Here is a 25942-nt window from a genome sequence, read left to right as displayed (position 1 = left end):
TTTAAGGTCTTAAATATGGGTACTGTTAGAGAAAACGTTGATTACAATAATTCCACCCAGCATCAACCCAAGCCCAATGATTGCGGCTAAATCCAAATGTTGTTTAAAGAAAATCCAACCAATTGTTGAAATTAGCACAATACCTGCACCTGACCAAATCGCATAAGCAATACCAACAGGTATGGTTTTAAGTGTAAGTGATAAGAAAAATAATGCGACTGCATAACCTAATATCGTAATTATAGAAGGCATCAACACGCTAAAACCTTGTGAAGCTTTCAAAGCTGAAGTCGCAATTACTTCAGCAATAATTGCAATCGTCAAAAAGAGATAGGACATAGATCGCCTATTTAAAGTTAGAGAACATGAATTGAATTTTTTAACAAATGATCCTTCTCCTGATCGAACCATTGTTCCGACGCAGAAGTAGTTGAACTTGAATGACTAAATTCAAAATGTGGTTGATAGACATCAATAGTGAAATAAAGTCGATATTCCTCGCCATCAATCACTTTGAGCTGTGAAATGGTATTGCTATCCATTATTTCAAAATCATCCAATTCAATGGGCTGATCAATTTTGTCTGGTTGTGTACTGAAATGAATAGTTGCATCATTTAAGGCAATTGAGACTTCATAGTTTTCAATGGAGCTGTTTTTATTCTGCAAATCATAGAGCGAAGCTACATTTCCGATCTGTTGTTGATGGTGTGGCAGACGAGATTGCGCATAGGCAATATGTTGATCTGTAATAATTAAACCACCATCCATCGTGATTATTTCTTGGCTTGCTAAATGTTGCATTTGAAATAATCTGAGTCCGAGAAACAAACCTTTTTTAGCTTGTTGACGCCAATCTTCGACATAAGCATTCGAGGGCGAAAATTCTAAAATGCTATTTCCAATCTGATAAAGTTTTGCTGGCTCTGGCCACTGTATATGATTTTGATAATTGTGTTTGATATGCCATGACAAAAGTTCAGTTTTCGCCTCCCATATGGTGTCGCCAATCCATCCTTGACGTTGATAGATAGAAGTGTTGTTGCCATCAACCAGTCTTAAATCGATGCTAAAAGACTTGGATTGAAACCAATAAACAATGGTCTTTTCATCCGTCATCCCATTGAAAAAAGTAATACTTTTTCGTCTAAAACTTCCCATTAAGTATTGAGGTAATTCTATATCGCTTAAAGTAGTGGGTTGTAATTGTTCTAAAAGTTGCTCTAGATTCATTGTGTTTCTCCTTTTTCTTGGATACCGAAGGAGTAGAGTGGACGAGCATTTTCTAAAACAAGTTCACCTGTTTCGATTCTTTTTTTCAGATACATGAATGTTTGAGCAGTTTGATTAAACAAATGTTCACCACCTTTCATGGCGGAGTACTGAGGTGCTTCATTCTCTATGACTGGCTGAATGATATAGTCGTAATCACATGAGAAGAATAAAGGAAAAGAGTAACGTTCTTGTTGAACTCGTTTAACCCGATGTTTTGTTGCTAAATAACGGCCATTCGACAAAATCTCCATCATGTCACCGATATTCATCACCATGGTATTTTCTATCAATGGTATATCAATCCATTCTCCTTGTTTATTGAGAACTTGCAGTCCTTCAGCGGTCGGGAAGAGCAGGGTGAAGCATTCATAATCTGTGTGTGCGCCTATTCCAAATTGATCTTCTGCTGCTGGATTGTAGGGATAATGAATCAGTCTTAATTGGCTTGGCGCATGTTGTGTATGTTGTTCAAAAAAGTCTTCATCTCGCTCTAAGGCTAAAGCGAAAGCCTTAAATAATTGCTGACCTATTGCTCGAATATGCTGATAATAATTTAAAACGACAGCTTTAAATTGAGGATGGTCAGGCCATAAGGTAGGGCCTAATAATGGTCTTCTATAAGATGTATCTGAATAATCATAATTCACATCATAGGATTCTTTTAAATCGTAAACATTTACCTTGAATTGTTCTTCACCGATAGGAACATAGCCACTATGATTTTCAGAAAGGCCAATATAGTGGCGCATTTTGGTCGCTTCATCTTGAGCAAAATAACTTTGCGCGATCTGTTTCAATTGGTGGAATAATTCAGGTTGAAATTGATCTCCTCGAATATATAAGAAACCAATATCTTTACAGGCTTGATCAAGCGCTGTGACAACTTTGATTCGATCTTGTAAGCGATCACTTGCAAGCAGTGAAATATCAATCAGTGGCAGCGCATAAGCATCATGAGATTGGCTCATAAGGTTCACCATAGGCTGGTCGTCCAGCAATAAATGAAGCAAGTTGGGTCGTCCCAATTGCTATTTTTATTTCTATGTACTGATTTTGGTCATAAGCGGAATTTTAGGCAGATCCTCTAAAGCAGGGTCAATGTCTTCTTCCTGCGCATGGACGAGTTGATCTACTTGCTGACGTAATTGTTTAAATTCAGGGGAGTGAATTAAATCTAATGATCGTGGGCGTGGTAAATTCACTTCAATAATTTCTTTGATTTCACCTGGATTTGCTTTTAAAGCCACAATACGATCTGCCAATAAAATGGCTTCATCCATATCGTGTGTGACAAACATAATCGTGATGTCGATGTTTTGCCATAAATCCATCAGATGCTTTTGCATTTTTTGTCGGGTATAAGGGTCTAGAGCACCGAAAGGTTCATCCATTAATAAAATTTTCGGTTCATTGACCAAAGCTCTGGCAATTGCCACACGTTGCTTCATACCCCCAGATAGCTCATGCGGAAACTGATTTTCATATTTTTCTAAACCAATAATATTAATCCATTCACGCGCCATTTCTTCAGCTCGAGTCGGACTCACACCTTTCATCAATGGGCCAAACATCACATTTTCTTTAACGGTTTTCCATGGGAAAAGGGTATAACCTTGAAACACCATACCGCGTTCGGAACTTGGCCCTTGAATTTTTTGTCCTTCAACCAGTACTTCACCACTGTGAAAATCATCCAAACCTGCCACGACACGACTTAAAGTTGATTTACCACAACCTGAAGGACCGATGACACAAATAAACTCACGTTTGTGAATACTTAAATTAATGTTATTTAAAACCATACGTTCAGTTTTTCCATGCTGAAAAATTTGGCTTAAATTTTTGGTTTCAAGTATGATAGGTCGAGCATAAATAGTGTCGAAGTAACTTTTTGAATCAAAAATTTCATCCATATTCATACTCCTTTTTTCCACTTAAATAGACGTGCGCCGAGTTTCATTAAAATCAAATCACAAACGATGCCAATAACACCAATGATAAGAATTGCTGCATAGACATTATCAAAGTTTTGATAGCGAGCTTGTTGAGTGATAAACCATGTAATTCCTGAGGTTGCACCAATTAATTCCGATACAATTAAATAAGTCCAAGCCCACCCAAGTAGAACACGCTGATCTCGATAAATATCAGGAAGTGCTGCGGGGATAACGACATGGAATAAGCTTTTAATCTTATTGGTACCTAATGTATAACCCGCTTCTATAAGACCTCGGTCTACCATTCGCGTTGTATTTGCGATAATCAAGATTTGTTGGAACAAAGTACCAATTACGATAATGGCAATTTTAGGTGCATCATTGATACCTAATATAGCAACGGCCAATGCACCAAAGGCAGGTGCGGGTAAATAACGGAAGAACTCGACAAAAGGCTCTGTTAAACTTGAGATGGTTTTTGAAAAACCACATAAAATTCCAAGCGGTACACCCAGCAAAGACGATATAAAGAAAGCCGTAAATACAATCTTAATACTATGCCATAGGCTTTGATGTAACCACGGAGAGTCGGCCTGCTGTGGTGGCGTCATGAATGAAGTAAACAGTGCTTTTGCGACTTCATGTGGTGCAGGTAAATAGATCGGATTGACTAAGATGCCTGTAGGAGGACTTTTCCCTTGATCAACGATATTTTGCGCTTCAGCATAATAAGCATCTTTTGCTAAGCGAGTTCCCACTTGTAAATAGGACGCATCACCTGAATTTGTGATTTGAACTTGAGGATGCCAAATAAAAGGTAAATAACTGACACAGCTCCAAATCAGTAAAGGAATTAAAAAAGATCCTAAACTTAAAAAAAGCTTGTTCTTATTTGACGCGGATGAATGGTGCATAGGCAAACACCTGTAGTAATACTAATTGTTAAAAACGTAATACTAAAAAGCAAGTTTGATGCCAGTGTTTTGCCTAAGTCCGTAAATATTGCTTTCTTTTTAGAGATGATAATCGATGATTGATATGCGATTGAGTTATTCACTTATATTGTGTAAGCCTCTAATTACCTAATAAATTTAAGCTATTAAATTTAATTTGCAGTTGATCCTTGCTCTCTATGTGTAAAGGATCAGGTTTAATACAATCAATAGGACAAACTGCAATACATGTGGGTGCTTCATAGAAACCGACACATTCAGTGCAACGTTGTGAGTCAATTTCGTAGATTTTTGCACCTTCATAAATCGCTTGATTCGGGCATTCTGGCAAGCACATATCACAGTTGATACATGCTGTAGTAATCAATAGCGCCATATTTAGTCTGCCGAATATGCAAGTGCATCAGTTTTTAACTGTGTTTTGGCGTGTGGAAGATGACGGATTAATAAGGCATAAGCAATATCGATATCTGCTGAAAGTGGGATTTTCACAATATGTCCAGAACCTTTTGCATTGTCGATTGGATGACCTTTTAAATCATGCATTTCAGTTAAAGTGAAGACAAGATTACCTTTGGGAGTCATGAGCTCAAGTGTATCACCAACTAAAAACCGATTTTTAACTTCGACTTGAACATAGTCGCCATTGCGCTCAATTATCTCACCACAAAACTGTTGATAGTCGAAATGTGATGAACCATCCTCATAATTTTGGTAATCGCTATGCACATGGCGACGTAAAAATCCTTCTGTATAACCACGATTGGCCAGACCTTCAAGTTGATCCATTAGACTTGAGTCAAATGGTTGACCTGATAACGCATCATCAATTGCTTTACGATAAATTTGAGCTGTTCGAGCACAGTAAAAATAGGATTTTGTTCGTCCTTCAATTTTAAGTGAAGCAATTTCCATATGAGTCAAACGATCAACATGTTGAATGGCACGTAAGTCCTTCGAGTTCATGAAATAAGTACCATGTTCATCTTCTTCAGCCGCAAACATTTCTTCATCATTACGTTGTACTAAAACACTTTGAACTAGGTCATCTTGAACTTTATTGGAACAGCATTGTTTTGATTGTTCTATCTGCTGAACAGGAATCACGTCACCATTGGCATCTTCTTGTGCTTCGTGAATTTTATATTCCCAACGACAAGCGTTGGTACATGCACCTTGATTAGCATCACGTTTATTCATATATCCAGAAAGTAGGCATCGACCTGAATATGCCATGCATAGTGCGCCGTGTACAAAAACTTCAAGTTCAATTTCTGGTACATTTTTCTGTATTTCTTCAATTTCTTCTAATGCCAGTTCACGAGAAAGAATGACTCGGCTTAAACCATAGTCTTTCCAGAATTTTACAGTTGCCCAATTAATCGCATTGGCTTGTACCGAAAGGTGGATAGGCATGTCAGGAAAATGTTCGCGAACCATCATAATTAAGCCAGGATCCGACATAATTAATGCATCAGGTTGCATCGCAATAATTGGCTCGATGTCACGAATAAAATTTTTAAGTTTGCTGTTATGTGGCTGAATATTGGCAACGACATAGAATTTTTTGCCTAATGCATGTGCTTCATCAATTCCGATTTTTAAATTTTCATGATCAAATTCATTATTACGAACACGGAGACTGTAACGTGGTTGTCCTGCATAAACTGCATCTGCTCCATAAGCAAAAGCATAACGCATATTTTTAAGTGAACCAGCAGGAGAGAGTAATTCAGTAATCATGATGCAAAAGGCATATAAAAAATAAGGAATTATTTTAAAAATATAATCGCTCAGATTCAACCTAGCATTTTGCTCGGAATTATAGCTGTTTTTCTCTCACATAAAAAAAGCACCCTAAGGTGCTTTTTTAGAATGATCAATGATGACGATGCTTTTTCTTTTTCCAATGACGTTTGTTATCTTGGCGATTGTCATAATCACGATCTTGACCAACTTGACGACCTAATGCTGCACCGCCCGCTGCACCAGCAGCCGCTCCAATATATCCACCAGTGGTTCCACCTACATTTTTACCAACAGTGTAGCCACCAACACCACCTAGACCACCGCCAATCGCAGCTTCAGTACGAGTACGTTTGCTACTTGCGGCCGCCGCGCCACCAGCACCACCGACAGCAGAACCAATCATCGCACCATTATTACCACCAATTTCTTTACCAATTGCTGTACCAACAACACTACCTAAAGCAGAAGTTGCTGCAACACGTGTTGCATTATCAGCATACACGCTGGTTGCTAAAGTTGAGCTTGCTAAAATTGCGCTCAATAAGAAAATATTCGCTTTCATTTTGACTCCATGTTCCTAGTGATAGGACATCTTTTGTAATTGAGGCAAATGTAACAAAGTTTGAGAGAGGAATTGTGAAGAACACAGCTTTAATTATTGGATTTTAGTGACGAGTTTGTGGTTGTTGTGTTTCAAGGTAGATTGAAAAATGTAGGTTGGTTTTGGTTAGTGGATAAAACTATGTTCGTCAACAAAAAGTTGGTCTTTACGCTGATAGCCTACTCGTTCTTCAAGGGCACTTTAGGACTGATCTTGCCAATAAGAAGCATCTTCTCTCTAACTTGATTCTCACTGAAGCATTTTAGGCAAATTTTTGATTTTCAAGATTCTGCATATATCTTTCTGATGTTGTTAAGTTAAGCTACTCACATTTTAGTGGGTCAGCGTGTGCGACTATTTAGGTATTGTTCCAAGCTTTGCCTCAATTAGGAAGCCAATAAAAAAAATAAATAGAAAGGCTGATAGTAAGGAAGTTAGGAAATCAAAGCTTTCTGCTTGTGGTAAAACAATTACAAGAAGTAGTAACCAAGGGGGTATTAGACCGAAAAAGGCTGCCAATCTAAAATTAATGGTTAACTTGTATAGAGGAAAGTAGATTGCAAATAGAGCTAGCGGTACATAAGCAAAAAATATTTCTGGAAAAGTAATTGGAAGCCAAGTGTGATTTAAAGTCATAACTGCATATGCCACCATTCCAAGGACATTGAAAAACGCATAAATAAATCCAACTAAAACTGGCATAAAATTACCTAACTACAGTCATACAGCACAATCTCTGTATAACTAGAATTAAATCGATGTTTGTATAAGTCTTTCATAATAAATTAATTCATTGAAAGTCAATAAAAATTTATTCAAAAGGCTCGCTCTGTTGCGTCGATTCTTCTAATTTAATTCTTCGTGGATTCAATTCAGTTTGCAGGCGTAGATAATTTAAGTCACGGATATTCTTTTGCGTGGCAACTACACCGAATGAACTCATCATAAAAGACATGATATAAAAGCCTTTTTCGCTCATCAGCATGTCAGCATTCCATAGGCTGATCAATAATAATACGATACACACCGCCATAGAGGCCCAGCACAGTCCATAATAAATGGCAGTCACAGGAATATCCTCCAGTTTATCACGTACTGTTTTTTGCAAAGATGCTGCCGAAAATAGTCCATATAGCAAGATAACAAAATAATAGCCTTTTTCGTGTAATGGTATATTGGCATTCCATAGCCCGATCATGAATCCGACCGCTCCAGCAAGTAAAGCAACCCAACTTGCTGCAATAAATGCGGAGGTTGGACGATTAATAAAATTATTCATACATATTATCCTGTTGTTTTATCTTTCTATTTGTCCCTAATTATTTATATCGGGGCATAAATCCGAGAACAAGTGTCCACAACCAAAACTGAACAATTTATGATGAAATGATAGCGAATGGGTAAGTTAGCCCGTTTCTCTATGTCTTTTAAGCCCTAGAATCTGTAAACTATGCGCAATTTTTTGATTTTGCTCGTGCTTCATTATTTTGATTGGCACTGAGTCTTTAGTTTTGAGATATTCCGCCCATGAAAGCATCACTCCGTTTAAGACTAGATCAACTTTGTGATCGTCACGAAGAGCTGACTGCATTGCTCGCTGATGTAGAAGTAATTTCGGACAATAAACGTTTTCGTAAATTGTCTCGCGAACATAATGATTTAACAGAAATCACTGAGGTTTGGAGCAAATATCGTCAAGCGGAAGAAGATATTGAAACGGCTGAAACAATGAAATCAGATCCCGATTTCAAAGATATGGCTGAAGAAGAAATTAAAGAAAATAAAGCGCTTCTAGTTGATCTCGAAGAACAATTAAATGTTCTAATGATTCCGAAAGATCCAAATGATGCTAATGCAGCCTACCTTGAAATTCGTGCTGGAACAGGTGGTGATGAAGCAGCGATCTTTTCGGGTGATTTATTCCGTATGTACAGTAAATATGCTGAAACACAAAGTTGGCGTATTGAAGTACTTTCTGAAAATGAAGGCGAGCATGGTGGTTATAAAGAAATCATTTGCCGTATTGATGGTGAAGGCGTCTATGGCCGTTTGAAATTTGAGAGTGGTGCACACCGTGTTCAACGTGTACCTGCGACTGAATCTCAAGGTCGTGTACACACTTCAGCGTGTACCGTTGCGATTCTGCCAGAAGTAGATGTAGATACCACAGTTGAAATCAATCCCGCCGATCTGCGCATTGATACCTATCGCGCATCAGGTGCAGGTGGTCAGCATATTAACAAAACCGATTCTGCGGTGCGTATTACCCATATTCCATCGGGTGTGGTAGTGGAATGTCAAGAAGAGCGTTCGCAACATAAGAACAAAGCCAAAGCGATGGCTCTCTTAGTCTCACGGTTAGAAAATGCAAAACGTGCGGCAGCTGATGCAGCAACTTCTGAAATGCGCCGTGACTTGGTCGGTTCTGGTGATCGCTCTGAGCGTATTCGTACCTATAACTATCCGCAAGGTCGCATGACCGATCACCGTATTAACCTGACTTTATATAAGTTAGATGCAATTATGGAAGGTGATTTAACTGAATTACTCGATAGCTTACATCGTGAATATCAGGCGGATCAGTTGGCGATGCTTGCACAGGAAAATGGCGGCTAATGAATATTGCTCAAGCCTTAGAAATCAAAGGTGAAATTGATAGCTATGAACGTCAAGAGGCGGCATGGTTACTTGAACACCTACTAGGTATCAATGCTTTAGAACTCAAATTAAGACTTGAGCAAGAGTTGACTGAAATACAGGAACACGCTTTTTTAGAAGGGCTTGCGCGTATTGAACAGGGCGAACCATTGGCTTATGTCACAGGTTCACAACCTTTTTGGACGTTGGATTTAAAAGTCACCCATGACACTCTAGTGCCACGTCCAGATACCGAAATTTTGGTTGAAACGGTGTTAAAACTGCCACTCGATCAAGACGCGAATATTGTTGACCTAGGCACAGGAACAGGTGCAATTGCTTTGGCACTTGCATGTGAACGTCCTAAATGGCAAGTCACTGCAACTGATATTTATGCGCCGACTTTGGATGTAGCTAAGGATAATGCGGTTCGGCATGGGTTGATGCAGGTGAAGTTCGCTTGTGGGACTTGGTTCGAGGCTTTAGAACAGCAACAGTTTGATTTGATTGTATCCAATCCGCCCTATATTGATCCTGATGATGTACATATGCAAAAGCTCAAGTCTGAACCTGAGCGTGCTTTGATTGCTGATAAGCAGGGTATGGCGGATATTGAAACCATTATTAACCAAGGCAAAGATTGGCTTAAACCCAATGGTTGGATTGTGCTTGAGCATGGTTATGATCAAGGCCAAGCGGTACGAGATATTTTTGAACAACAAGGTTTTAAGCAGATTCAGACTATCAAGGATTATGGTGGCAATGATCGTGTCAGTCTAGGACAAAAAACTATTTAAACTTCTATTTTGCTAAATAGTGTTTTCGCACGATACGCACCTGGGCTAACTCCTGTCCATTTTTTAAAAGCACGATGAAATGCACTTGGATCATGAAAACTTAGATCATCACTAATACTTTGGATAGAGTCATTAGTTTTGCTAAGTCGTTCAATTGCAATATCACAGCGAATATCATTTTTAAGCTGCTGATAACTCACACCTTCTTGTTTTAAACGGCGTTGAATTGTTGCTGTTGACATATTCAGTTGTTGGGCAATTTCTTTGAGTTCATCCCACTCTGAGGGTGGTTGTAAAAGCAGTTGACGACGGATTTGCAAGCTTAAAGAATTTTCATTTTTAAAGCGAACGATTAGGTTGTAAGGTGTTTGTCTGAGAAAGTCATTTAAAGCCTGTTTATCTTTTTTGATTTTGTGTTTGAGGTAATTTGCATCAAATTCAATGAGATTTTGATCAGCATTAAATTGAATATCTTCGCAAAAACGAACACGATAATCCTGTATTTCGACAGGTTGATGACATTTAAAAGTCATTTTTTGAAAAGGGATGCGCTGGTCACTTAGCCAACACATTAAACTATGGACTAACATCAAATAAGTCGAATAAGTAAACATTCGTTTAGGATGTTCACGATCATGCAGAATTAAGTATGCTTTTGCACCTTGTTGAATCAATTCACCTTGAATGTCATCTAACACTAAACTCAGAAACTTTAAGATTTCTTGAATAGCTTGTTCTAATGTTTCGGCACTGAATGCTAATTTTGCTAATAGGCTATAGCTCCCTCTGCGCATAGGGTGGCAATCCATCCCTAGAAACTCATCATTCATATGCTCTGCTAGCTCAATCCACAATCGTGCACATTGCATCACTGGAACACGGGCTTTAGTTGAACTGAGCAGTTCGACTGAAACGCCTGCTTGATTAGCGATATGAAGAATATCTAAACCTCGACTTGCGGCAACACTCAATGCTTCACGAATTAAAGCAATTGAAATTGTATCCTTAGCAGAATTAAGATCGAGATCGGTGCTTTTGCTCATATAGAAATAAAATATAGGAGAGTAAATAGGTTGAATGCTCAAAAGTCGCATCACTTTTGCTACTTTTAGGAATTGTATCGGAAAAAACTTGGCTTTACTCTCGCTTATAAAAATTTATATATTTAATTTAAGAGGAAATTTAGATGAAAATTCGAGGAAAACATTTTGTTATTACTGGTGGTGGCTCTGGTTTAGGGGCTGCAACAGCAGAGGTTCTCGTTAAACAAGGTGCGACGGTTACCTTAGTCGATATGAATATTGAAGCGGGTGAACAGCAGGTACAGGTATTAGGTGCGCAAGCTGAATTTGTAAAATTAGATGTAACTGATGAGCAAGCTGCAGAGCAATTCTTTAAAGATGTTGTTGCAAAACATGGTGCGGTATATGGGCTAATCAACTGTGCAGGGATTGGACCCTCAGCAAAAGTTGTAGGCAAAGAATCTGTACATGATTTAGCCATGTTCTCAAAAACATTACATATCAACGTGACGGGTACATTTAACATGTTGCGTTTCGCAGCAGATGCAATGAGTAAAAATATCGTTGCTGAAGGTGATGAAGATCGTGGGGTGATTGTAAATACCGCTTCAGTTGCTGCTTTTGATGGGCAAATTGGACAAGCGGCTTATTCAGCATCAAAAGGTGCTGTAGTTGCGATGACGCTTCCGATTGCGCGCGAGTTAGCACGTCATCAAATTCGTGTTTTAACCATTGCACCAGGGATTATGGAAACTCCAATGCTGAAAGGCTTACCGCAAAATGTACAAGATGCCTTAGGGCAAATGGTGCCTTATCCATCACGTTTGGGACGTCCTGAAGAATTTGGTCGTTTGGTTGCGCATATTGCCGAAAATTCATATTTAAATGGTGAAGTGATCCGCTTAGATGGCGGTATTCGTATGGCTGCGAAATAAATTTATTTAAATCATTTATAGATTAATTTATAAAACAGTTGTAAATGAAAATTTACAACTGTTTTTGTTTTTATATGGTTTATTCATAAACTAAGTTTGAGTTTTAGTATTGCTGCTGGTTTCTGTGCAATTTTGCAAATCATTCATTCACTCAATAGAGGGTTGTATAGATGAAATATCCAATTTTGATCTGTTCTGCACTTAGCTTGTTTTTAAATGGTTGTGTTGGAAATATGAATCCAACAGGCGGCAACTCAAATCCTAATTATCCATACTATACGACCCAACAGGTGATGGTCGTGAAAAAAATAGTTGTGCCCGCAGGAACAACTTTAACTTACGAAAAATATCGAGGTAAAGAAGGTAAACAGGAGCATTTGTTAGCAGAAGATAAGTTAACTGAAATTCAATTACCAAAAGATCAAACCATTGATTGGGGTGGTGTGCCCGTGACGATGATTTCTAAATTCTTTAATTCAGAAATGAAGGGTTTTTCTGTTTATGCTAGTTTTGATCAATTAGCAGAACATAAAAAAACGCGATTTTCTAGACAGTGGCAAAGTTGTGATGACGATTTGGGTATTACTGTAAAGGATACGACGGACTGGTCATTTAACAAAGCCAATATTGCTGATGTCGAAAGTTGTAGCGTGCTGTATCAACGTTATTTTAAAGATAATTCGCAGCAACAGAAATTCTTAGATAGTTTATATACAGAGTTAATGAAAATTGAATCAAAGTAAGAAACAATCTTTGTCAAAAATTGCTTCTTAAATTTTAGTTTTATAATTTTGCTTTAACTTCTTCCCCAATCAGATAGAAAGTACCACCTGCAATATAATGAAGACTACGTAATTCTTTGGCTGCGTTTTCAAAATACCAATGCCCATCACGAAAGACTCTTGAATCTGCCCATGCAGCAATAACAGATCCTATAAATAAATCGTGAGTTTGCTGATTATGCGGCTCAGGAATGACTTTACACACAAGCCAAGCAATACTACCGCTTACAAGAGGGACGTTAAGTTCATCTTGATAGAACAATTCGGTTTTACAATCTTCTAATTTGTTTGGTTGATCAAACTTACTAATTGTACCGAGTTGATGTACCATATCAATTTGCGCATAGCAAGGCACTTGTAAAGCAAAATAACCACTTTGTTCCACAAGCTGACGTGTTTTGGTACTTTTATCGAGCACTACAGTGACTTTAGCTGGTGTGAGTTCCAAAGCACATGCCCAAGCAGCAGCCATTACATCCTTATCATTTCCATGCTGTGCTGAGACTAAAACAGTTGGACCATGATTCAGTAAACGATAGGCTTTAGCAAGTTCAACGGCTATGATTTCTGGGCTACTCATGTAATATCCACGATCTTGATTGTAGATATTATTGTTGCATAAACTTTGGCGAAAAGATTAATCAATTTCCCAGCGTTTATATGCCCGATTAAAACTTGAAAGGGATGAGTAACCGAGTTTTTTAGCAAGTTCATCTTTGGTAATAAAAGGATTGAGCATCAGTTTTTTTGCTTTTTGTTTGCGTACTTCATCATAAAGTATTTGAAAATTGATAGATTTTTCTTGCAACATGCGTTGTAAAGTCCGCTTAGTTAGATTTAACTTTTCAGCGACTTGTTCGATACTGAGTAAACCTTCATTCGGATCATCAATAAGATATTTGACCCGATATAAGATATCTTGAGTTGCAGCAAGATCGTCTAATTCTTTTTGGCAAATCAACTTAAATTTCTCTGCAGTTAATGGGTCAGCCATGCTTAAAGGCATATCTAAAAATTCAGCAGATGCAATTAATCGAGTGAAGGGTTGTTGATAGCGTATTTCTGCAAAAGAAGAGACTAATACATCGCTGAAGCGTGCAAAATAATTTGGACATTTGCATTGTAAATCTATAATCGGTTTAAAACTTGGAATAAATAATCTGACAAGATGAACAAAGCCGATTAGAAAAAAGGTACAACTAAATTCATAGGCTTGAGCATCAATCTGATGATTGAAGTTAAGTAGTGATGGCTCGTAAGTAATATGATAATAAGCAAGATCATCTTTTATTTCGAAATTTAATTCGACAAATGAGCATTGTAAATTCACAAATTGATTAATGGTTGTGATTGCATCGAGTGCATTTTTAGATATTGCGGCAGTTAAACCTAATAAACCATGAGAACTAATCTTGAGTTGCGTTGCTGCATAGAATCCAATGCCATCTTCTTTTGTTAATTCGATTGTACGTGTAATTACCTTTTTAAAAGAACTTAAGCTGATTTTATAGCTTAGATCTTGTAATTGATCAGTCTCTACACCTGTTCCCCAAAATAACTCTTCGGCGCTAATGTTCCATCGAGATACGACTTCGCTTAATACATGAACATAAGAGCTACTAATAAAATGCTGTTGGTGGCGGGGAATACTCATAGTTTTAAGCAAATTCCATTTTAAAACTGATCAAACTAAATCAAAAAGTAATCTAGCTGTTGTGATTTGAAAATGTACATTCATCGGAATTTTACGAATCAAGCAAAATTTTGGCATGTATTGTTATGATTTTGGCACGCTTTGTTTTAGTCTAAAATTTATACAATCTAGCAAGGGAGTATAATTCTGAAGTCTTTTGTATGCTTGGAATGAATCCGCATACAAAGTTTAAGGACTCAATCGTTGTAATAAAAATGAAAAATGCTAGGAGCAAAATGTGAAGAAAAAATATTTAAATGCTATGGTGTTAATGACGGGTATGCTAGCAAGCAGTGGATCTGTTGTACATGCAGGTTTGTTTGATTTTCTAGCACCAAAAGCATCATGGCAAAACTGTAACGTAAGCAGTTGTACGGTTGGTGGAAGTACTAACGTTACATCTAGTTATGCTAAAACCAAGTATCCAATTTTACTAGCTCACGGAATGGCAGGTTTTTCTGCTGTAGGCCCATTGCAATATTGGAATGGAATTACAGAGGACCTCGTTGGTAATGGAGCCAATGTATTTGTCGCACAACAAGCTTCTTTTAATTCATCAGAAGTACGTGGTGAACAATTATTACTTCAAACCAAACAGGTGCTTGCGATTACAGGCGCTCAAAAAGTAAATTTAATCGGCCATAGTCATGGTTCACAATCAGTTCGTTATGTTGCAAGTTTATTGCCAGATAAAGTGGCATCAGTGACGGCTGTTGGTGGTCCAACTAAAGGTTCAGAAGTTGCAGATGTCGTAGATTCAGTTGTTAAATCACCTGTTGGTCCTGCACTTGCACCTATTATCGCGGCGGGAGTAAATGCCTTTTTCTCATTAGTAGGAATTGGTTCTGGTCATTATTATGATCAGGATGCACTCGCGGGGTTAAACTCATTAACGACACGTGGTTCTGCTAACTTTAATCAACGTTTTCCAGCAGCTGTTCCAACAACGGCTTGTGGCTCAGGTACAGAGTTGGTTAATGGTGTCCGTTATTACTCATGGAGTGGAACGAGCCCATTTACCAATGCGCTTGATCCATTGGATTATGCATTAACAGCGACATCTTTATTAATTCCTAGTGAAAATGATGGTTTAGTTCCACGCTGTTCGAGTCATCTTGGTACAGTTATTCGTGATAATTATGCGTTTAATCACTTGGATGAAGTCAATCAAATATTAGGCTTGGTTGGCTTCTTACAAAACCCTGTTACGCCTTATCGTACTCAAGCAAATCGTTTGAAAAATCAGGGACTTTAATCTAAACATTAAGGGAGTAGAGAGCTACTCCCTTAACCAACAAAAGATTTAAAACGGAATAATAAATAGAGCAAGGGACTATGAAAATTAAACTTTTGAATAATCGAATCATCTTCTTAGGTTTGATGGTGTGTTTACTGCTCTCATTGGTCTTGATCTATTTTATATTTAAACCAGAAGCGCAAAAACATGAGAATGACCTCAATCAACAAAACCAATTATCATCCGAGAATAATAATATTCAAAAAATCGACGATACAAATCATAAAGGAAAAATACCAAATCTTGCGCCGTCTTTACAGGGCACAGAAATAGATTGTCCAATTCAAGTGGATGCAAATGGAAAATTAATCTTAACCGTAGGTATTCGCAGTTGTTTTGACTATTTCTTTTCTAGTCTAGGTGAAAAAACTGAAACGGAACTTATCTCGGATATTCGACAATATCTTAAAGCAACTTTACCTGACAGTGCTTCAAGTTATGCGAGTTATTTGCTAGATCAGTATGTTGCATATACTCATGCATTAAAAAATCTAAAATCTACAAGTAGCTTTACAACAGGAGACGCTGAAGGTTTTCAAAAAGTACTTGATCAAATGTACAAAGTTCAGCAGCAATTCTTCAATTCAGCAGAAATTAATGCGTTATTCGGAAATGAACGTAACTTGAATCAATTTAATATTGATCAAATGCGTATTCATGCGAATAAGAGTTTGAATGCTCAACAGAAAGCAACCGAGTTGGCAAACTTGATTGACCAATTACCATCGACTTTGGCTGATGGTGTTCGAGTGTCTATGCAATTTGCTGAATTACAACAGCTTACAAAGGAAATTCAAGAAAAAGGAGGTTCAGCACAAGAGATTCGTAACATGCGTGAGAGTTTGTTAGGTGCTGAGGCGGCAGACCGATTAGAAAAAGTTGACCAAGAAGAAGCTAGATGGCAGAAACAAGTGAATAGCTATTTGTCTGAGCGTGAACAGATTCTTAAAAGCAATGTGAGTGATTCCAACAAACAACAATCAATTGAACAACTTCGTAATAGTACATTTGCGACAAAAGAAGATTTACTCCGAGCACAATCTTATGAAATCATGAATGATCAGAAGAAGCTTAACTAAATAAGAAATTATAATTTTTATGAATTTTGGTTTAAACATTAAATTGAGTTGTTAAAGAAATCTTATTTTAATAAGATTTCTTTAACTAATTTCTGGCCTTTTCTAAGAATTTCTAATTCAACCTTTCCATTTTTTAAATAATTCGATATGTCAACAAAATTACTAACATCTCTGACAACAATATTATCAATTTTTAAAATAATATCGTCCTCTAAAATTACATCTGTGGAAGGTGAATTCTTTGAAATATATTTTGCTTTTATGCCTTCTAATTGCCCTGTTCTTGATTTGTCTAAATCTGATAAGTCAATAGGATAGACACCTGTAATTGAGTGAAATTTATAAAAATAACTGACAATATATTCTCTTTGAGCATTATATTTCGGAGCAGTTTGAGTTAAAGAATTATTTGCTGAATTAAAATTATTATTAGTGCTTTCAAAGTTTGATTGCATCGATGTATTTTATACAAATGGAGTTGAAAAATTATAGTAGCCAATTTGTCCAGTTGGTTTTTCATTTGTAAATAAGACGATTTGAGCACCTAGATTATCCCCCCTTTTTTCTAAAGCAGCAACTACATTTTCATATCCTCGAAAATCATCTCGACCATTAAAAGTTTGCGATTTAATTGGTATGTAACCTTCTTCCAATAATTGTTTTGTTGATGTTTCAAACTCATCAGTTTTAAGAGCTTGTGCTTTGGTGAAAGGTGAAATTTTAGGTTTTTTAAAAGAGGGAATAGAGATATAAATATTTCCATAAGCATTTAAATTTAATGTTGTTAATATCATTAAAGCAAAAGCGGATTTTAATATTTTTTTTCTCATAATATATCCAATAAATATTCGTTTATGCAATTTAACAAATTGTTTTTATAAAATCTACAAGCATATCATTTTAGAAGTTTATTTATTTTGGTGAGAGCATCCAATTAAATCAGTAGTAAATTCTTATTGATGAATATTTAGAGATTGCTTATGTGACACTGAACGACTGGCAAATTAAAGTCCGTCCTATCTCCTTTGATTTTCTAAGCTGCCTATATGGCAGTGAACTAGCCGCTATTTCAGCGGCTTTTGTTTATGAATTTCTAAGCTGCCTATATGGAAGTGAACCTTACGGTAGCTTTTACGAGATCGTATTGTTTTTTCTAAGCTGCCTATATGGCAGTGAACCTGAACTTGATCAATGCAAAGCTGATTTTATTTTTCTAAGCTGCCTATACGGCAGTGAACACTCACCCAAACCATCAGTCCGACGCTTTAAATTTCTAAGCTGCCTATACGGCAGTGAACAGTAAAATAGAGTAAATAAAATAAGTTAAAACATGGATTTATCAAGAAAATTGGGTAAATACCCAAAGTTTTGACCCAAATTGTAACTTATTGATTTTATTAAGCTGTTAAAGAGTAAGAAAAATATTGGGGTAAAAATAGCTTTTTGTCAAAAGAAAAAAGTGTTCGTTCTAATTTATTACTTTCCTCAGAACCTACATAGACTTAAAATCATGAACACTTTTGATGATAAAGAAGCAAGTCACGTGTCAGACCATTTAGAAAATGAATTTGAGCTAAGCAACGAGGAAATGCATCTCTATAGTCGTCAGATTTTATTAGATGGTTGGGATATCGAAGCACAAGAAAAACTAAAACTCGCCAATGTGCTAATAATCGGTGCAGGCGGTATCGGTTGTACTAGTGCCGAGCTGTTGGCACGTGCAGGTGTAGGTAAAATTACCATTGTCGATGCCGATACGATTGAAATGAGTAATCTGCAAAGACAAATTGCCTTTACTACAAAAGATTTAGGTCGATACAAAGCCGAAATACTGGCAAAGCATCTAAAAGACATTAATCCGCATATACAAGTTAGCTATCAAAATATACGATTCGATGAAACGAATGCTGATGAACTTGTACAGCATCAAGATGTAGTTTTAGATGGTTGTGATAATTTTACCACCCGTTATTTAGTGAATGCGGTGTGTAGAAAACATCAAGTACCGCTTATCAGTGCGTCAGCCATTGGTTTTGAAGGGCAACTGTTTATGGTGGATGCTGATTCAGCTTGTTATGAATGCCTGTTTCCGAAAGAAGATCATGCCAATGAAGGGTTACGTTGTGCGGAGTCAGGTGTATTAGCTACCACTCCTGTAATGATAGCATCATTACAAGCACATCACACTTTGCTGTTTTTAGGGCTTGGTTTAACACCATTGAAGCAAAAATTGTTGCTTTGGAATGGCTTAAATCTCTCACAACGCATTCTTAAATTTGAAAAAGATGTAAATTGTCCAGTTTGTCAGGCAACTTGATCGGTAAATTGAGCAAAATTTGCTAAACTAAGACCATCTGTAAGGCAATGAAAGATTATGAAAAGAAATATTTTATTCGATGGATTACGTTCTGTTGCACGTATCGGTGAAACAGTTATTGTTGCGGCACAAGCAGGTGTGAAATATGCAACTGAAAAACCAAGTAATGCAAAACTCATGCGTGAGACTTTTGAGTCGCTTGGTTCAACATATATTAAACTGGGTCAATTTATTGCCAGTACGCCGTCTTTATTCCCTCGTGAATACGTTCAGGAATTCCAAGGCTGTTTAGATCAAACGCCAACCTTACCATTTAGCTATATCCAACAAGTATTAGCTGAAGAATTTGAAGGCCGTAATCTGAATGAAATTTTTAGTTTTATCGATGAAAAGCCACTAGCTTCAGCTTCAATTGCACAAGTCCATGCCGCTCGACTAGTTACGGGTGAAGATGTGGTATTAAAGGTGCAAAAACCTGGTGTAGAGACGATTTTATATACTGATTTAAATGTCGTACATTGGGCAACTAAACTGTTAGAAAGAGCAGTTCCTAAAATTAAATTTGCTTCACTTTCTGAAATCGTGGATGAGATCAAAACACGTATGGTACGTGAAGTTGATTTTATTGAAGAAGCACAGAATCTGGATGACTTTATTCAATATCTGAACATTTCTGGCAATCAGGCTGCCACTGCACCAAAAGTTTATCATCAATTTTCAACGCGCCGTGTACTTACCATGCAGCGCTTGTACGGGGTGTCATTAACTGATTTTGATGTTGTTAAAAAATATGCCAAAGACCCAACACAAGTTCTGATTACTGCAATGAATACGTGGTTTGGCAGTCTCATGCTATGTAAGAGTTTCCATGCTGATTTACACGCTGGAAATCTGATGTTACTTGAAGATGGTCGTATTGGTTTTATTGATTTCGGGATTGTCGGGCAATTGAATCCTGAGGTTTGGACAGCCTGTATGGCATTTATGGATGCATTACAGCATACCAATTACACTGCTATGGCTGAGAACATGCTTAAGATGGGGATGACCCATCAGAAAATTGATACACAAGTGCTTGCTGATGATTTAGAGCGTTTGTTTAGTGGTGTCTTATTGGCAGACCCACAAGAAATTCTCAGTTCCAATCCAGCAGATTTGAATGACATCATGATGGATATGGTGGCTGTAGGTGAACGTCACGGCATTAAATTTCCACGTGACTTCGCTTTGTTATTCAAGCAAATGCTATATTTTGATCGTTTCATGCGTGTTCTCGCACCATATACCGATATTTATGCTGACCAACGTTTAAAAATGGTTCACAATATTGAACCTGCTTCGTTTTTAAAGCATTAATTTATTTATCGGTTCATTAGGTCATTATGGATGCCATTATAATTGAAGGGTTGAAGGTGGATACTGTGATTGGTTGTTTCAACTGGGAACGCCAAATTATTCAACCTTTGATGCTAGATCTCACCATTCATAATGATCTCACTCAAGCTGCGCAATCAGATGAGCTAGAAGATACGTTGAACTACGCACAAATCTGCGAACTTGCAGCTCAAGTGATTCAACAAGCCCAACCCAAATTGATAGAGCATGCTGCACAATTGGTGCTTGAATGTCTATTTACGACATTTTCTTCAATTGAATCGATCGTTATCATTATTCGTAAACCCGCCATCATTGCACAAGCCAATGCAGTAGGAATTCGCCTTGAACGCAACAGAAACAATTTTTGCGCTCGCATTGGCGAGTAACCTCAAACAAAAACAAAATTTCACTTTTGCTTATCAACAGATATTAAGCTTAGGTATAGTGGAATTTTCTTCAATTTATAGAATCCCATGTAGGGATCGTGTTGGTGCCGATTATTGGAATTCAGCTTGTTTATTAAAAAGTCGACTGAGCGTTGATGAGATCACTGAAACCCTGAAAAACTTAGAAGCACAATCTGGTCGAGTTCGCCCATCACATAATATTAGCTTAGATATTGATGTGATTGCTTGGGGGGAGACTTTAGACGATATGCAATTTAATCCAAAAAAGTTACCATTAGCATTAGATGTTAAAATTCCACTTTATGATTTATGGCAGATTCCAGACTTAGATTATGATAGGAAAAATTCTTATCCAGTTATTTCTATGTAACGCTTTTTATCTGTAACACTATAATAATAGGAACAATATTCCATGAAGAGAATTTCATTTTTAGTAGGTTTTACAATTTTACTTTCAGGCTGTGCTGCCATGAGTGTTGAACAATGTAAAACTGCAAATTGGTTTAATGTTGGAGAAAAAGACGGTGCAGCAGGACAGGAATCTCGATTAGATAAATATTATTCTTCTTGCCAAAAAGCCAATATCGTGCCAAATCAAAAGCTTTATGAACAAGGTTACCAAAAAGGTTTGGGTTATTACTGCCGACCAGAAACCATTTTCAATGAAGCATTAGAAGGGCGTGGTGATTTTCGTATTTGTCCGTTAGATAAACGTGAATCGTTGCGAATATATTATCAAGTTGCAAATGACTACTATCAAGCAAATTCGGAGTTTGATCGCTCACAAAATGACATTAACTATTATTTAAAAGAGTTAGAGCGTAAAGACTTATCTGTTAAGGATCGTGAGGATTATAGAAAACGTTTATATGATTTGCGCATCAATAGCAGCAGAGTTCAATCACGTTATCAAGATGCAGTTCGAAATTTGGAACGTTTTAAAGCTGAACGTGGGTTACGTTAATATTTCGAATTCAATAAAGCATAGTTCGAGCTTAGAAAATTAGTTCTAATTCTTCTAAGCTAATCAATATTTTCAAAATAATAAGTTGCCTATTTTTATGTTTTGACCATCTATGAAATAAAAATTAAGGCATGAAAAGTTTTTTTTGTTGATTGCTTTATAAATTTTTTAAAGTTAAAAATAAATTTGAAAAAATTCTATCTAATCAAAAGAGCATTTATTAATTTCTAGATTCATTATGAATATAAATTTATGGTTTCATCATATGATTATAAATAATTAAAATAAAAACCCGAACCATGTAAACATGGTTCGGGCTGGGAGATTGAAGACTTAAATTAGTCTTCAGATAAAGTCATTAAACTCGCATTACCACCGGCAGCAGCAGTATTTACGCTAATAGCGCGTTCAATGACTAGACGTTCTAAAGGAATCTGCTCATCTTTCTTGAGATGAGTAATGCCCACGATTGCTCCAGAACGGTTCGCAATTTTAGTTTGTAGTTCACTTAATTGATTAACTGAACCATGATGTAAAACAGCATCAAAAGCATCTTTTTCAATGTTTGATATTACTGTGATTGCAGCTAAAACATCTTTTGGTAAAGATTTCTGATATTTGGCGAAGAAAGCATTATCTTTAGTTACAGCAGCAGTACTGCTTACTGCGAAAATCGCTAGTAACTGTTGTAACTGGCTCACTTCATTATCTGCGATAGAAAGCACACGATGACGAGGCAAGATAATATATTGATTGCTTTCGCCTGTTGGACCTTGCAACTCGTAGAACTTACCAACACCAAATGCTGGAATTGTTGGAATTGCGTGAGGCATATTTTGTTTAGCCCAAGTCAACAAGTTCTGGTAAGCAACATTTGATACAGCATCAAACTGAGAGATTTCAGCTTTAACCGCAAAAGGTGTTGCTAAAACTTTCTCTGAACAATGTTCCATTAAGCGGTACATATACAGTGGACCACCAGCTTTAGGACCAGTACCAGATAGGCCTTCACCACCAAATGGTTGAACGCCTACCACAGCACCAACGATGTTTCGGTTGATATATAAGTTACCCACCTCAGCACGTTGGATCACTGTATTGATGGTTTCATCGATACGTGTATGTAAACCCATTGTTAGGCCATACCCTTTAGCATTGATACGGTCGATCAATTGCTCAAGCTCACCATACTTATAAGTGATGATGTGCAAAACAGGACCAAAAACTTCGCGCTCTAAGTCATCAAGATTTGGTAATTCAATCGCTGTTGGCGGAACAAATGTACCTTGTGCAAGCGCTTTTTGGCTTACCGCATCGTTGAACATTAATTGATGAACAGGGTAGCCTTTAGATTTCATCTTTTGAATATGTGTATCGATGGTTTGTTTTGCTTCAGCGTCGATTACAGGCCCAATGTCAGTTTTTAAGATCGCAGGATTACCAACGATTAACTGTTGCATTGCACCTTTCAACATTTTGATCACAGTTGCAGCACTATCTTCTTGTACACATAAGATACGAAGTGCAGAACAACGTTGACCAGCACTGTCAAATGCAGAGCTTACAACATCCAATACGACCTGCTCAGTAAGTGCAGAAGAATCGACGATCATCGCATTTTGACCACCTGTTTCCGCAATTAACGGAATCGGTTGACCATTTGGAGATAAACGTTTTGCCACAGTTTTTTGCAAGATTTTTGCAACTTCTGTCGAACCAGTGAACATAATGCCTTGAATGCGATCATCTTGGCTAAGTTGAGCACCAACAGTTTCACCACGACCCGGAAGAAGTTGAACAACGCCGTGTGGCACACCAGCTTCCCAAAGCATTTGAACGGCTTGCGCTGCAATGAGTGGTGTTTGTTCTGCTGGTTTGGCAATCACACAGTTACCACTGACCAATGCAGCAGCAATTTGACCAGAGAAAATCGCAAGAGGGAAGTTCCATGGGCTAATACACAAGACTGTACCTAATGGCTTTACTTGTGCATTTGCAGGCAAGTTTTCGATTTGTGTCGCGTAGTAACGCAAGAAATCAACGGCTTCACGAACTTCTGCAATAGCATTGGCATAAGTTTTACCACTTTCACGGCAAAGTAATACCATCAATTCTTGGATGCGAGCTTCCATTAAATCTGCGGCGCGTTTTAAGCAAGCTGCACGTTCAACTTTATCTGTTGCAGCCCAGCTTTGTTCAGCTTGTACAGCTGCTTCTAATGCCAATTGTACATCCGCGCTAGTCGCTTCATTCACATGACCGACAATTTCACTATTTTGTGCAGGGTTTGTAATTGCAATCGCATTACTTTGATCGTGAACTGTTGATTCAAAACCAAGTAAAGGTGCACTTTTCCAAATATGGCTACGGAGTTTTTGTGCTGTTGTATCTAATGCAGCTAAAGGCTGATCGTTATTTAAATCAAAACCATTTGAGTTCGGACGTAATGGGTAAAGATCATGCGGAAGTGGAATCGCAGGATGCTTTAAGCCAATCTGACCTTCATCTTTAGCAGCAGTTTGAATATCTTTGATTGGAGACTGAATCAAGTCTTCAACTTTTAACGTCTTATCAGCAATACGGTTTACGAATGAGGTATTTGCACCATTTTCAAGTAAACGACGGACTAAGTAAGCCAATAAAGTTTCATGGTTACCCACTGGCGCATAGACGCGACATGGTACACCAAGTTTATTGTCTGCTTTTGAACCTACAACTTGCTCATACAAAGGTTCGCCCATACCGTGTAGGCATTGGAACTCATATTGACCTGGATAATATTTGCTTGGGTCTGCAAGTGTATAAATCGTTGCAAGTGATTGTGCATTGTGCGTTGCAAATTGCGGGTACACTTGATCTGGTGCAGCAAGGAGCTTCTTCGCACAAGCAATGTATGATAAATCAGTGTGAACTTTACGAGTAAACACAGGGTAGTCAGTCATGCCGTCAATTTGCGCTTTCTTGATTTCGCTATCCCAATATGCACCTTTTACCAAACGGATCATGAGGCGTTTGTTACTGCGTTTTGCAAGATCAACGATATAATCAACCACGTAGAAACAACGTTTTTGATAAGCCTGAATAACGAAACCAATGCCTTTCCAATTCGCAAGTTTTGGTTCGAAACATAAACGCTCAAGTAGTTCGAGTGAAATTTCTAAACGTTCAGATTCTTCAGCATCGATGTTTAAGCCGATGTCGTATTGTTTTGCTAAGCATGCAAGTTCGAAAACTTTGTTGTAAAGCTCATGATGTACACGATCAATTTGCGCACGTTGGTAACGTGGGTGCAAAGCAGAGAGCTTAATCGAGATACCAGGACCTTCATAAACACCACGCCCGTTTGATGCTTTACCAATAGCGTGAATCGCTTGAGTGTAATCGTTATAATAACGCTCAGCATCATGGTCAGTTAGCGCAGCTTCACCCAACATATCGTATGAATAGCGGAAACCTTTGTGTTCAAATGGTTTTGCATGCTCAAGTGCTTCTTCGATGGTTTCGCCCGTAACGAATTGCTCACCCATCATACGCATCGCGACATCAACTGCTTTACGAATAATGCCACGTCCACTGCGAGCGAGAAGACCTGTTAAAATACTTGATAAACTGGTTTGTTTAGGTGTTTCCATTAACTTGCCAGTAAGCATTAAACCCCAAGCAGCGGCATTTACGAACATCAGGTTACTTTGACCTAAATGCTCTTTCCAGTTGCCTTGGTTGATCTTGTCACGAATTAATAAATCACGTGTTGCTGTATCTGGAATACGAAGTAATGCTTCTGCCAAACACATCAATGCCACACCTTCTTGTGAAGAAAGTGAGAACTCTTGGAGTAAACCTTGAACAATACCTGCTTTTCCAGCCGAGCTTTTACGTTCACGTAAATTATGTGCAAGACTGAATGCTAATTCATAAATTTTTTGATCAAGATCAGGAGAAATATCTGCTGCTTCTGCAAGTTGTTTAACCGCTTCAGGCTCAGCACGTCGCCAAGCTGTATTAATGCGTTGCTCAAACTCACTTTTTTCTTTAAATTCGGTGATATAACCGTCTGTGTGAGCTGTGTCCATTTGTGCGGGAGTATCCAATGTATTCATACTAAATTCCAATAACAATCT

General features: G+C 37.6%; 27 protein-coding genes and 1 CRISPR repeat array. Of the genes, 11 read left to right on the top strand and 16 right to left on the bottom strand.

What is annotated here, in order from left to right; translation table 11 throughout:
* Positions 1–9: 9 nt before the first annotated feature.
* The 10 genes from IEV17_RS01205 to yiaA form a co-directional block, all read right to left on the bottom strand.
* A complete protein-coding gene (locus tag IEV17_RS01205) occupies positions 10–339 on the bottom strand; it encodes a DMT family transporter (protein WP_004662515.1) in 330 nt (109 codons plus the stop codon).
* Positions 340–356: 17 nt separating this feature from the next.
* Positions 357–1232 carry a hypothetical protein gene (locus IEV17_RS01200; RefSeq protein WP_004662513.1) on the bottom strand — a complete coding sequence of 292 codons (876 nt, stop codon included), beginning with the start codon at positions 1230–1232 and terminating at the stop codon, positions 357–359.
* Positions 1229–2254 (bottom strand): isopenicillin N synthase family dioxygenase, encoded by a 1026-nt coding sequence (locus tag IEV17_RS01195; RefSeq protein ID WP_004662511.1) that lies wholly within the window; start codon positions 2252–2254, stop codon positions 1229–1231. The genes IEV17_RS01200 and IEV17_RS01195 overlap by 4 nt, the downstream gene beginning before the upstream one ends.
* Positions 2255–2314: 60 nt before the next feature.
* A complete protein-coding gene (locus tag IEV17_RS01190) occupies positions 2315–3193 on the bottom strand; it encodes an ABC transporter ATP-binding protein (RefSeq protein ID WP_171062415.1) in 879 nt (292 codons plus the stop codon).
* Complete coding sequence (locus IEV17_RS01185; protein WP_004662507.1) at positions 3190–4125, bottom strand: ABC transporter permease; 936 nt, start codon at positions 4123–4125, stop codon at positions 3190–3192. The genes IEV17_RS01190 and IEV17_RS01185 overlap by 4 nt, the downstream gene beginning before the upstream one ends.
* A gap of 160 nt (positions 4126–4285) precedes the next feature.
* A complete protein-coding gene (locus tag IEV17_RS01180) occupies positions 4286–4540 on the bottom strand; it encodes a YfhL family 4Fe-4S dicluster ferredoxin (RefSeq protein WP_004662505.1) in 255 nt (84 codons plus the stop codon).
* Between the two features lie 2 nt (positions 4541–4542).
* A complete protein-coding gene (trhP, locus tag IEV17_RS01175) occupies positions 4543–5907 on the bottom strand; it encodes a prephenate-dependent tRNA uridine(34) hydroxylase TrhP (protein ID WP_004662502.1) in 1365 nt (454 codons plus the stop codon).
* Positions 5908–6043: 136 nt separating this feature from the next.
* Positions 6044–6475 carry a YMGG-like glycine zipper-containing protein gene (locus tag IEV17_RS01170; RefSeq protein WP_004662500.1) on the bottom strand — a complete coding sequence of 144 codons (432 nt, stop codon included), beginning with the start codon at positions 6473–6475 and terminating at the stop codon, positions 6044–6046.
* Between the two features lie 393 nt (positions 6476–6868).
* On the bottom strand, positions 6869–7216 hold the full coding sequence (locus tag IEV17_RS01165) for a hypothetical protein (RefSeq protein ID WP_004662499.1): 348 nt from the start codon (positions 7214–7216) through the stop codon (positions 6869–6871).
* 109 nt (positions 7217–7325) lie between these two features.
* Entirely contained in the window at positions 7326–7793 is a 468-nt protein-coding gene (yiaA, locus tag IEV17_RS01160) for an inner membrane protein YiaA (protein WP_004662496.1), read from the bottom strand.
* Between the two features lie 248 nt (positions 7794–8041).
* On the opposite strand from yiaA, the gene prfA reads away from it, so the two are divergent.
* Both prfA and prmC read left to right on the top strand, forming a co-directional pair.
* Entirely contained in the window at positions 8042–9130 is a 1089-nt protein-coding gene (gene prfA, locus IEV17_RS01155) for a peptide chain release factor 1 (protein WP_004662494.1), read from the top strand.
* Positions 9130–9948, top strand: a complete 819-nt coding sequence (prmC, locus tag IEV17_RS01150; RefSeq protein WP_004662492.1) for a peptide chain release factor N(5)-glutamine methyltransferase — start codon at positions 9130–9132, stop codon at positions 9946–9948. Before prfA ends, prmC begins: the two co-directional genes overlap by 1 nt.
* Here prmC and IEV17_RS01145 read toward each other — a convergent pair.
* Entirely contained in the window at positions 9945–11042 is a 1098-nt protein-coding gene (locus IEV17_RS01145) for an AraC family transcriptional regulator (protein ID WP_004662490.1), read from the bottom strand. The genes prmC and IEV17_RS01145 overlap by 4 nt on opposite strands.
* Positions 11043–11134: 92 nt before the next feature.
* On the opposite strand from IEV17_RS01145, the gene IEV17_RS01140 reads away from it, so the two are divergent.
* The gene (locus tag IEV17_RS01140) at positions 11135–11905 is read left to right on the top strand and encodes an SDR family NAD(P)-dependent oxidoreductase (RefSeq protein ID WP_004662488.1); all 771 of its coding nucleotides are present in this window, start codon (positions 11135–11137) and stop codon (positions 11903–11905) included.
* Positions 11906–12075: 170 nt separating this feature from the next.
* Positions 12076–12648 (top strand): hypothetical protein, encoded by a 573-nt coding sequence (locus IEV17_RS01135; protein WP_004662486.1) that lies wholly within the window; start codon positions 12076–12078, stop codon positions 12646–12648.
* 40 nt (positions 12649–12688) lie between these two features.
* On the opposite strand, the gene IEV17_RS01130 is transcribed toward IEV17_RS01135, so the two are convergent.
* A complete protein-coding gene (locus IEV17_RS01130) occupies positions 12689–13267 on the bottom strand; it encodes a flavin reductase family protein (protein WP_004662484.1) in 579 nt (192 codons plus the stop codon).
* 57 nt (positions 13268–13324) lie between these two features.
* Positions 13325–14341 (bottom strand): helix-turn-helix domain-containing protein, encoded by a 1017-nt coding sequence (locus IEV17_RS01125; RefSeq protein ID WP_004662482.1) that lies wholly within the window; start codon positions 14339–14341, stop codon positions 13325–13327.
* 277 nt (positions 14342–14618) lie between these two features.
* Here IEV17_RS01125 and IEV17_RS01120 point away from each other — a divergent pair, with 277 nt between their 5' ends.
* Together IEV17_RS01120 and IEV17_RS01115 are read left to right on the top strand one after the other, a co-directional pair.
* Positions 14619–15635 carry a lipase family alpha/beta hydrolase gene (locus IEV17_RS01120; RefSeq protein WP_004662480.1) on the top strand — a complete coding sequence of 339 codons (1017 nt, stop codon included), beginning with the start codon at positions 14619–14621 and terminating at the stop codon, positions 15633–15635.
* A gap of 80 nt (positions 15636–15715) precedes the next feature.
* Complete coding sequence (locus IEV17_RS01115; protein WP_004662477.1) at positions 15716–16756, top strand: lipase secretion chaperone; 1041 nt, start codon at positions 15716–15718, stop codon at positions 16754–16756.
* A 62-nt stretch (positions 16757–16818) separates the two neighbouring features.
* Here IEV17_RS01115 and IEV17_RS17090 read toward each other — a convergent pair whose 3' ends face one another.
* Positions 16819–17211 (bottom strand): PDZ domain-containing protein, encoded by a 393-nt coding sequence (locus IEV17_RS17090; protein WP_004662475.1) that lies wholly within the window; start codon positions 17209–17211, stop codon positions 16819–16821.
* A 9-nt stretch (positions 17212–17220) separates the two neighbouring features.
* Positions 17221–17586 (bottom strand): hypothetical protein, encoded by a 366-nt coding sequence (locus IEV17_RS17085; RefSeq protein WP_004662473.1) that lies wholly within the window; start codon positions 17584–17586, stop codon positions 17221–17223.
* Positions 17587–17786: 200 nt separating this feature from the next.
* Positions 17787–18055: a CRISPR direct-repeat array (repeat unit 29 nt; unit sequence TTTCTAAGCTGCCTATACGGCAGTGAACA).
* Between the two features lie 211 nt (positions 18056–18266).
* Here IEV17_RS17085 and IEV17_RS01105 point away from each other — a divergent pair.
* From IEV17_RS01105 to IEV17_RS01085, 5 genes are read left to right on the top strand one after another with little or no spacing between them, the layout of a single operon-like run.
* Entirely contained in the window at positions 18267–19073 is an 807-nt protein-coding gene (locus tag IEV17_RS01105; RefSeq protein ID WP_004662470.1) for a HesA/MoeB/ThiF family protein, read from the top strand.
* 57 nt (positions 19074–19130) lie between these two features.
* Complete coding sequence (locus IEV17_RS01100) at positions 19131–20429, top strand: ABC1 kinase family protein (protein ID WP_004662468.1); 1299 nt, start codon at positions 19131–19133, stop codon at positions 20427–20429.
* Between the two features lie 26 nt (positions 20430–20455).
* Positions 20456–20836: a dihydroneopterin aldolase gene (gene folB, locus IEV17_RS01095; protein ID WP_004662466.1), complete on the top strand. Its 381-nt coding sequence runs from the start codon at positions 20456–20458 to the stop codon at positions 20834–20836.
* Positions 20793–21227: a 2-amino-4-hydroxy-6-hydroxymethyldihydropteridine diphosphokinase gene (locus IEV17_RS01090; RefSeq protein WP_004662463.1), complete on the top strand. Its 435-nt coding sequence runs from the start codon at positions 20793–20795 to the stop codon at positions 21225–21227. The genes folB and IEV17_RS01090 overlap by 44 nt, the downstream gene beginning before the upstream one ends.
* A gap of 42 nt (positions 21228–21269) precedes the next feature.
* Positions 21270–21821: a DUF2799 domain-containing protein gene (locus IEV17_RS01085; protein WP_004662461.1), complete on the top strand. Its 552-nt coding sequence runs from the start codon at positions 21270–21272 to the stop codon at positions 21819–21821.
* Positions 21822–22159: 338 nt separating this feature from the next.
* Here IEV17_RS01085 and putA read toward each other — a convergent pair whose 3' ends face one another.
* Positions 22160–25921, bottom strand: coding sequence for a trifunctional transcriptional regulator/proline dehydrogenase/L-glutamate gamma-semialdehyde dehydrogenase (putA, locus tag IEV17_RS01080; protein WP_004662460.1), 3762 nt, complete (start codon positions 25919–25921; stop codon positions 22160–22162).
* Positions 25922–25942: the final 21 nt, after the last annotated feature.

It is taken from the genome of Acinetobacter modestus (assembly GCF_014636095.1).
Classification (GTDB): Bacteria; Pseudomonadota; Gammaproteobacteria; order Pseudomonadales; family Moraxellaceae; genus Acinetobacter; species Acinetobacter modestus.
This window is presented reverse-complemented; position numbering and strand designations above follow the sequence as displayed.

What these genes read in the sequence shown, in the direction of transcription:
- IEV17_RS01115 (WP_004662477.1), top strand. Translation starts at nt 15,716, where the DNA reads ATGAAAATTAAACTTTTGAATAATCGAATCATCTTCTTAGGTTTGATG.
- IEV17_RS01145 (WP_004662490.1), bottom strand. Translation starts at nt 11,042, where the DNA reads ATGCGACTTTTGAGCATTCAACCTATTTACTCTCCTATATTTTATTTC.
- folB (WP_004662466.1), top strand. Translation starts at nt 20,456, where the DNA reads ATGGATGCCATTATAATTGAAGGGTTGAAGGTGGATACTGTGATTGGT.
- IEV17_RS01100 (WP_004662468.1), top strand. Translation starts at nt 19,131, where the DNA reads ATGAAAAGAAATATTTTATTCGATGGATTACGTTCTGTTGCACGTATC.
- prmC (WP_004662492.1), top strand. Translation starts at nt 9,130, where the DNA reads ATGAATATTGCTCAAGCCTTAGAAATCAAAGGTGAAATTGATAGCTAT.
- IEV17_RS01190 (WP_171062415.1), bottom strand. Translation starts at nt 3,193, where the DNA reads ATGAATATGGATGAAATTTTTGATTCAAAAAGTTACTTCGACACTATT.
- IEV17_RS01170 (WP_004662500.1), bottom strand. Translation starts at nt 6,475, where the DNA reads ATGAAAGCGAATATTTTCTTATTGAGCGCAATTTTAGCAAGCTCAACT.
- IEV17_RS01105 (WP_004662470.1), top strand. Translation starts at nt 18,267, where the DNA reads ATGAACACTTTTGATGATAAAGAAGCAAGTCACGTGTCAGACCATTTA.
- prfA (WP_004662494.1), top strand. Translation starts at nt 8,042, where the DNA reads ATGAAAGCATCACTCCGTTTAAGACTAGATCAACTTTGTGATCGTCAC.
- IEV17_RS01195 (WP_004662511.1), bottom strand. Translation starts at nt 2,254, where the DNA reads ATGGTGAACCTTATGAGCCAATCTCATGATGCTTATGCGCTGCCACTG.
- IEV17_RS01185 (WP_004662507.1), bottom strand. Translation starts at nt 4,125, where the DNA reads ATGCACCATTCATCCGCGTCAAATAAGAACAAGCTTTTTTTAAGTTTA.
- IEV17_RS01180 (WP_004662505.1), bottom strand. Translation starts at nt 4,540, where the DNA reads ATGGCGCTATTGATTACTACAGCATGTATCAACTGTGATATGTGCTTG.
- IEV17_RS17085 (WP_004662473.1), bottom strand. Translation starts at nt 17,586, where the DNA reads ATGAGAAAAAAAATATTAAAATCCGCTTTTGCTTTAATGATATTAACA.
- IEV17_RS01130 (WP_004662484.1), bottom strand. Translation starts at nt 13,267, where the DNA reads ATGAGTAGCCCAGAAATCATAGCCGTTGAACTTGCTAAAGCCTATCGT.
- IEV17_RS17090 (WP_004662475.1), bottom strand. Translation starts at nt 17,211, where the DNA reads ATGCAATCAAACTTTGAAAGCACTAATAATAATTTTAATTCAGCAAAT.
- IEV17_RS01165 (WP_004662499.1), bottom strand. Translation starts at nt 7,216, where the DNA reads ATGCCAGTTTTAGTTGGATTTATTTATGCGTTTTTCAATGTCCTTGGA.
- IEV17_RS01125 (WP_004662482.1), bottom strand. Translation starts at nt 14,341, where the DNA reads ATGAGTATTCCCCGCCACCAACAGCATTTTATTAGTAGCTCTTATGTT.
- IEV17_RS01085 (WP_004662461.1), top strand. Translation starts at nt 21,270, where the DNA reads ATGAAGAGAATTTCATTTTTAGTAGGTTTTACAATTTTACTTTCAGGC.
- IEV17_RS01135 (WP_004662486.1), top strand. Translation starts at nt 12,076, where the DNA reads ATGAAATATCCAATTTTGATCTGTTCTGCACTTAGCTTGTTTTTAAAT.
- yiaA (WP_004662496.1), bottom strand. Translation starts at nt 7,793, where the DNA reads ATGAATAATTTTATTAATCGTCCAACCTCCGCATTTATTGCAGCAAGT.
- putA (WP_004662460.1), bottom strand. Translation starts at nt 25,921, where the DNA reads ATGAATACATTGGATACTCCCGCACAAATGGACACAGCTCACACAGAC.
- IEV17_RS01205 (WP_004662515.1), bottom strand. Translation starts at nt 339, where the DNA reads ATGTCCTATCTCTTTTTGACGATTGCAATTATTGCTGAAGTAATTGCG.
- IEV17_RS01140 (WP_004662488.1), top strand. Translation starts at nt 11,135, where the DNA reads ATGAAAATTCGAGGAAAACATTTTGTTATTACTGGTGGTGGCTCTGGT.
- IEV17_RS01200 (WP_004662513.1), bottom strand. Translation starts at nt 1,232, where the DNA reads ATGAATCTAGAGCAACTTTTAGAACAATTACAACCCACTACTTTAAGC.
- trhP (WP_004662502.1), bottom strand. Translation starts at nt 5,907, where the DNA reads ATGATTACTGAATTACTCTCTCCTGCTGGTTCACTTAAAAATATGCGT.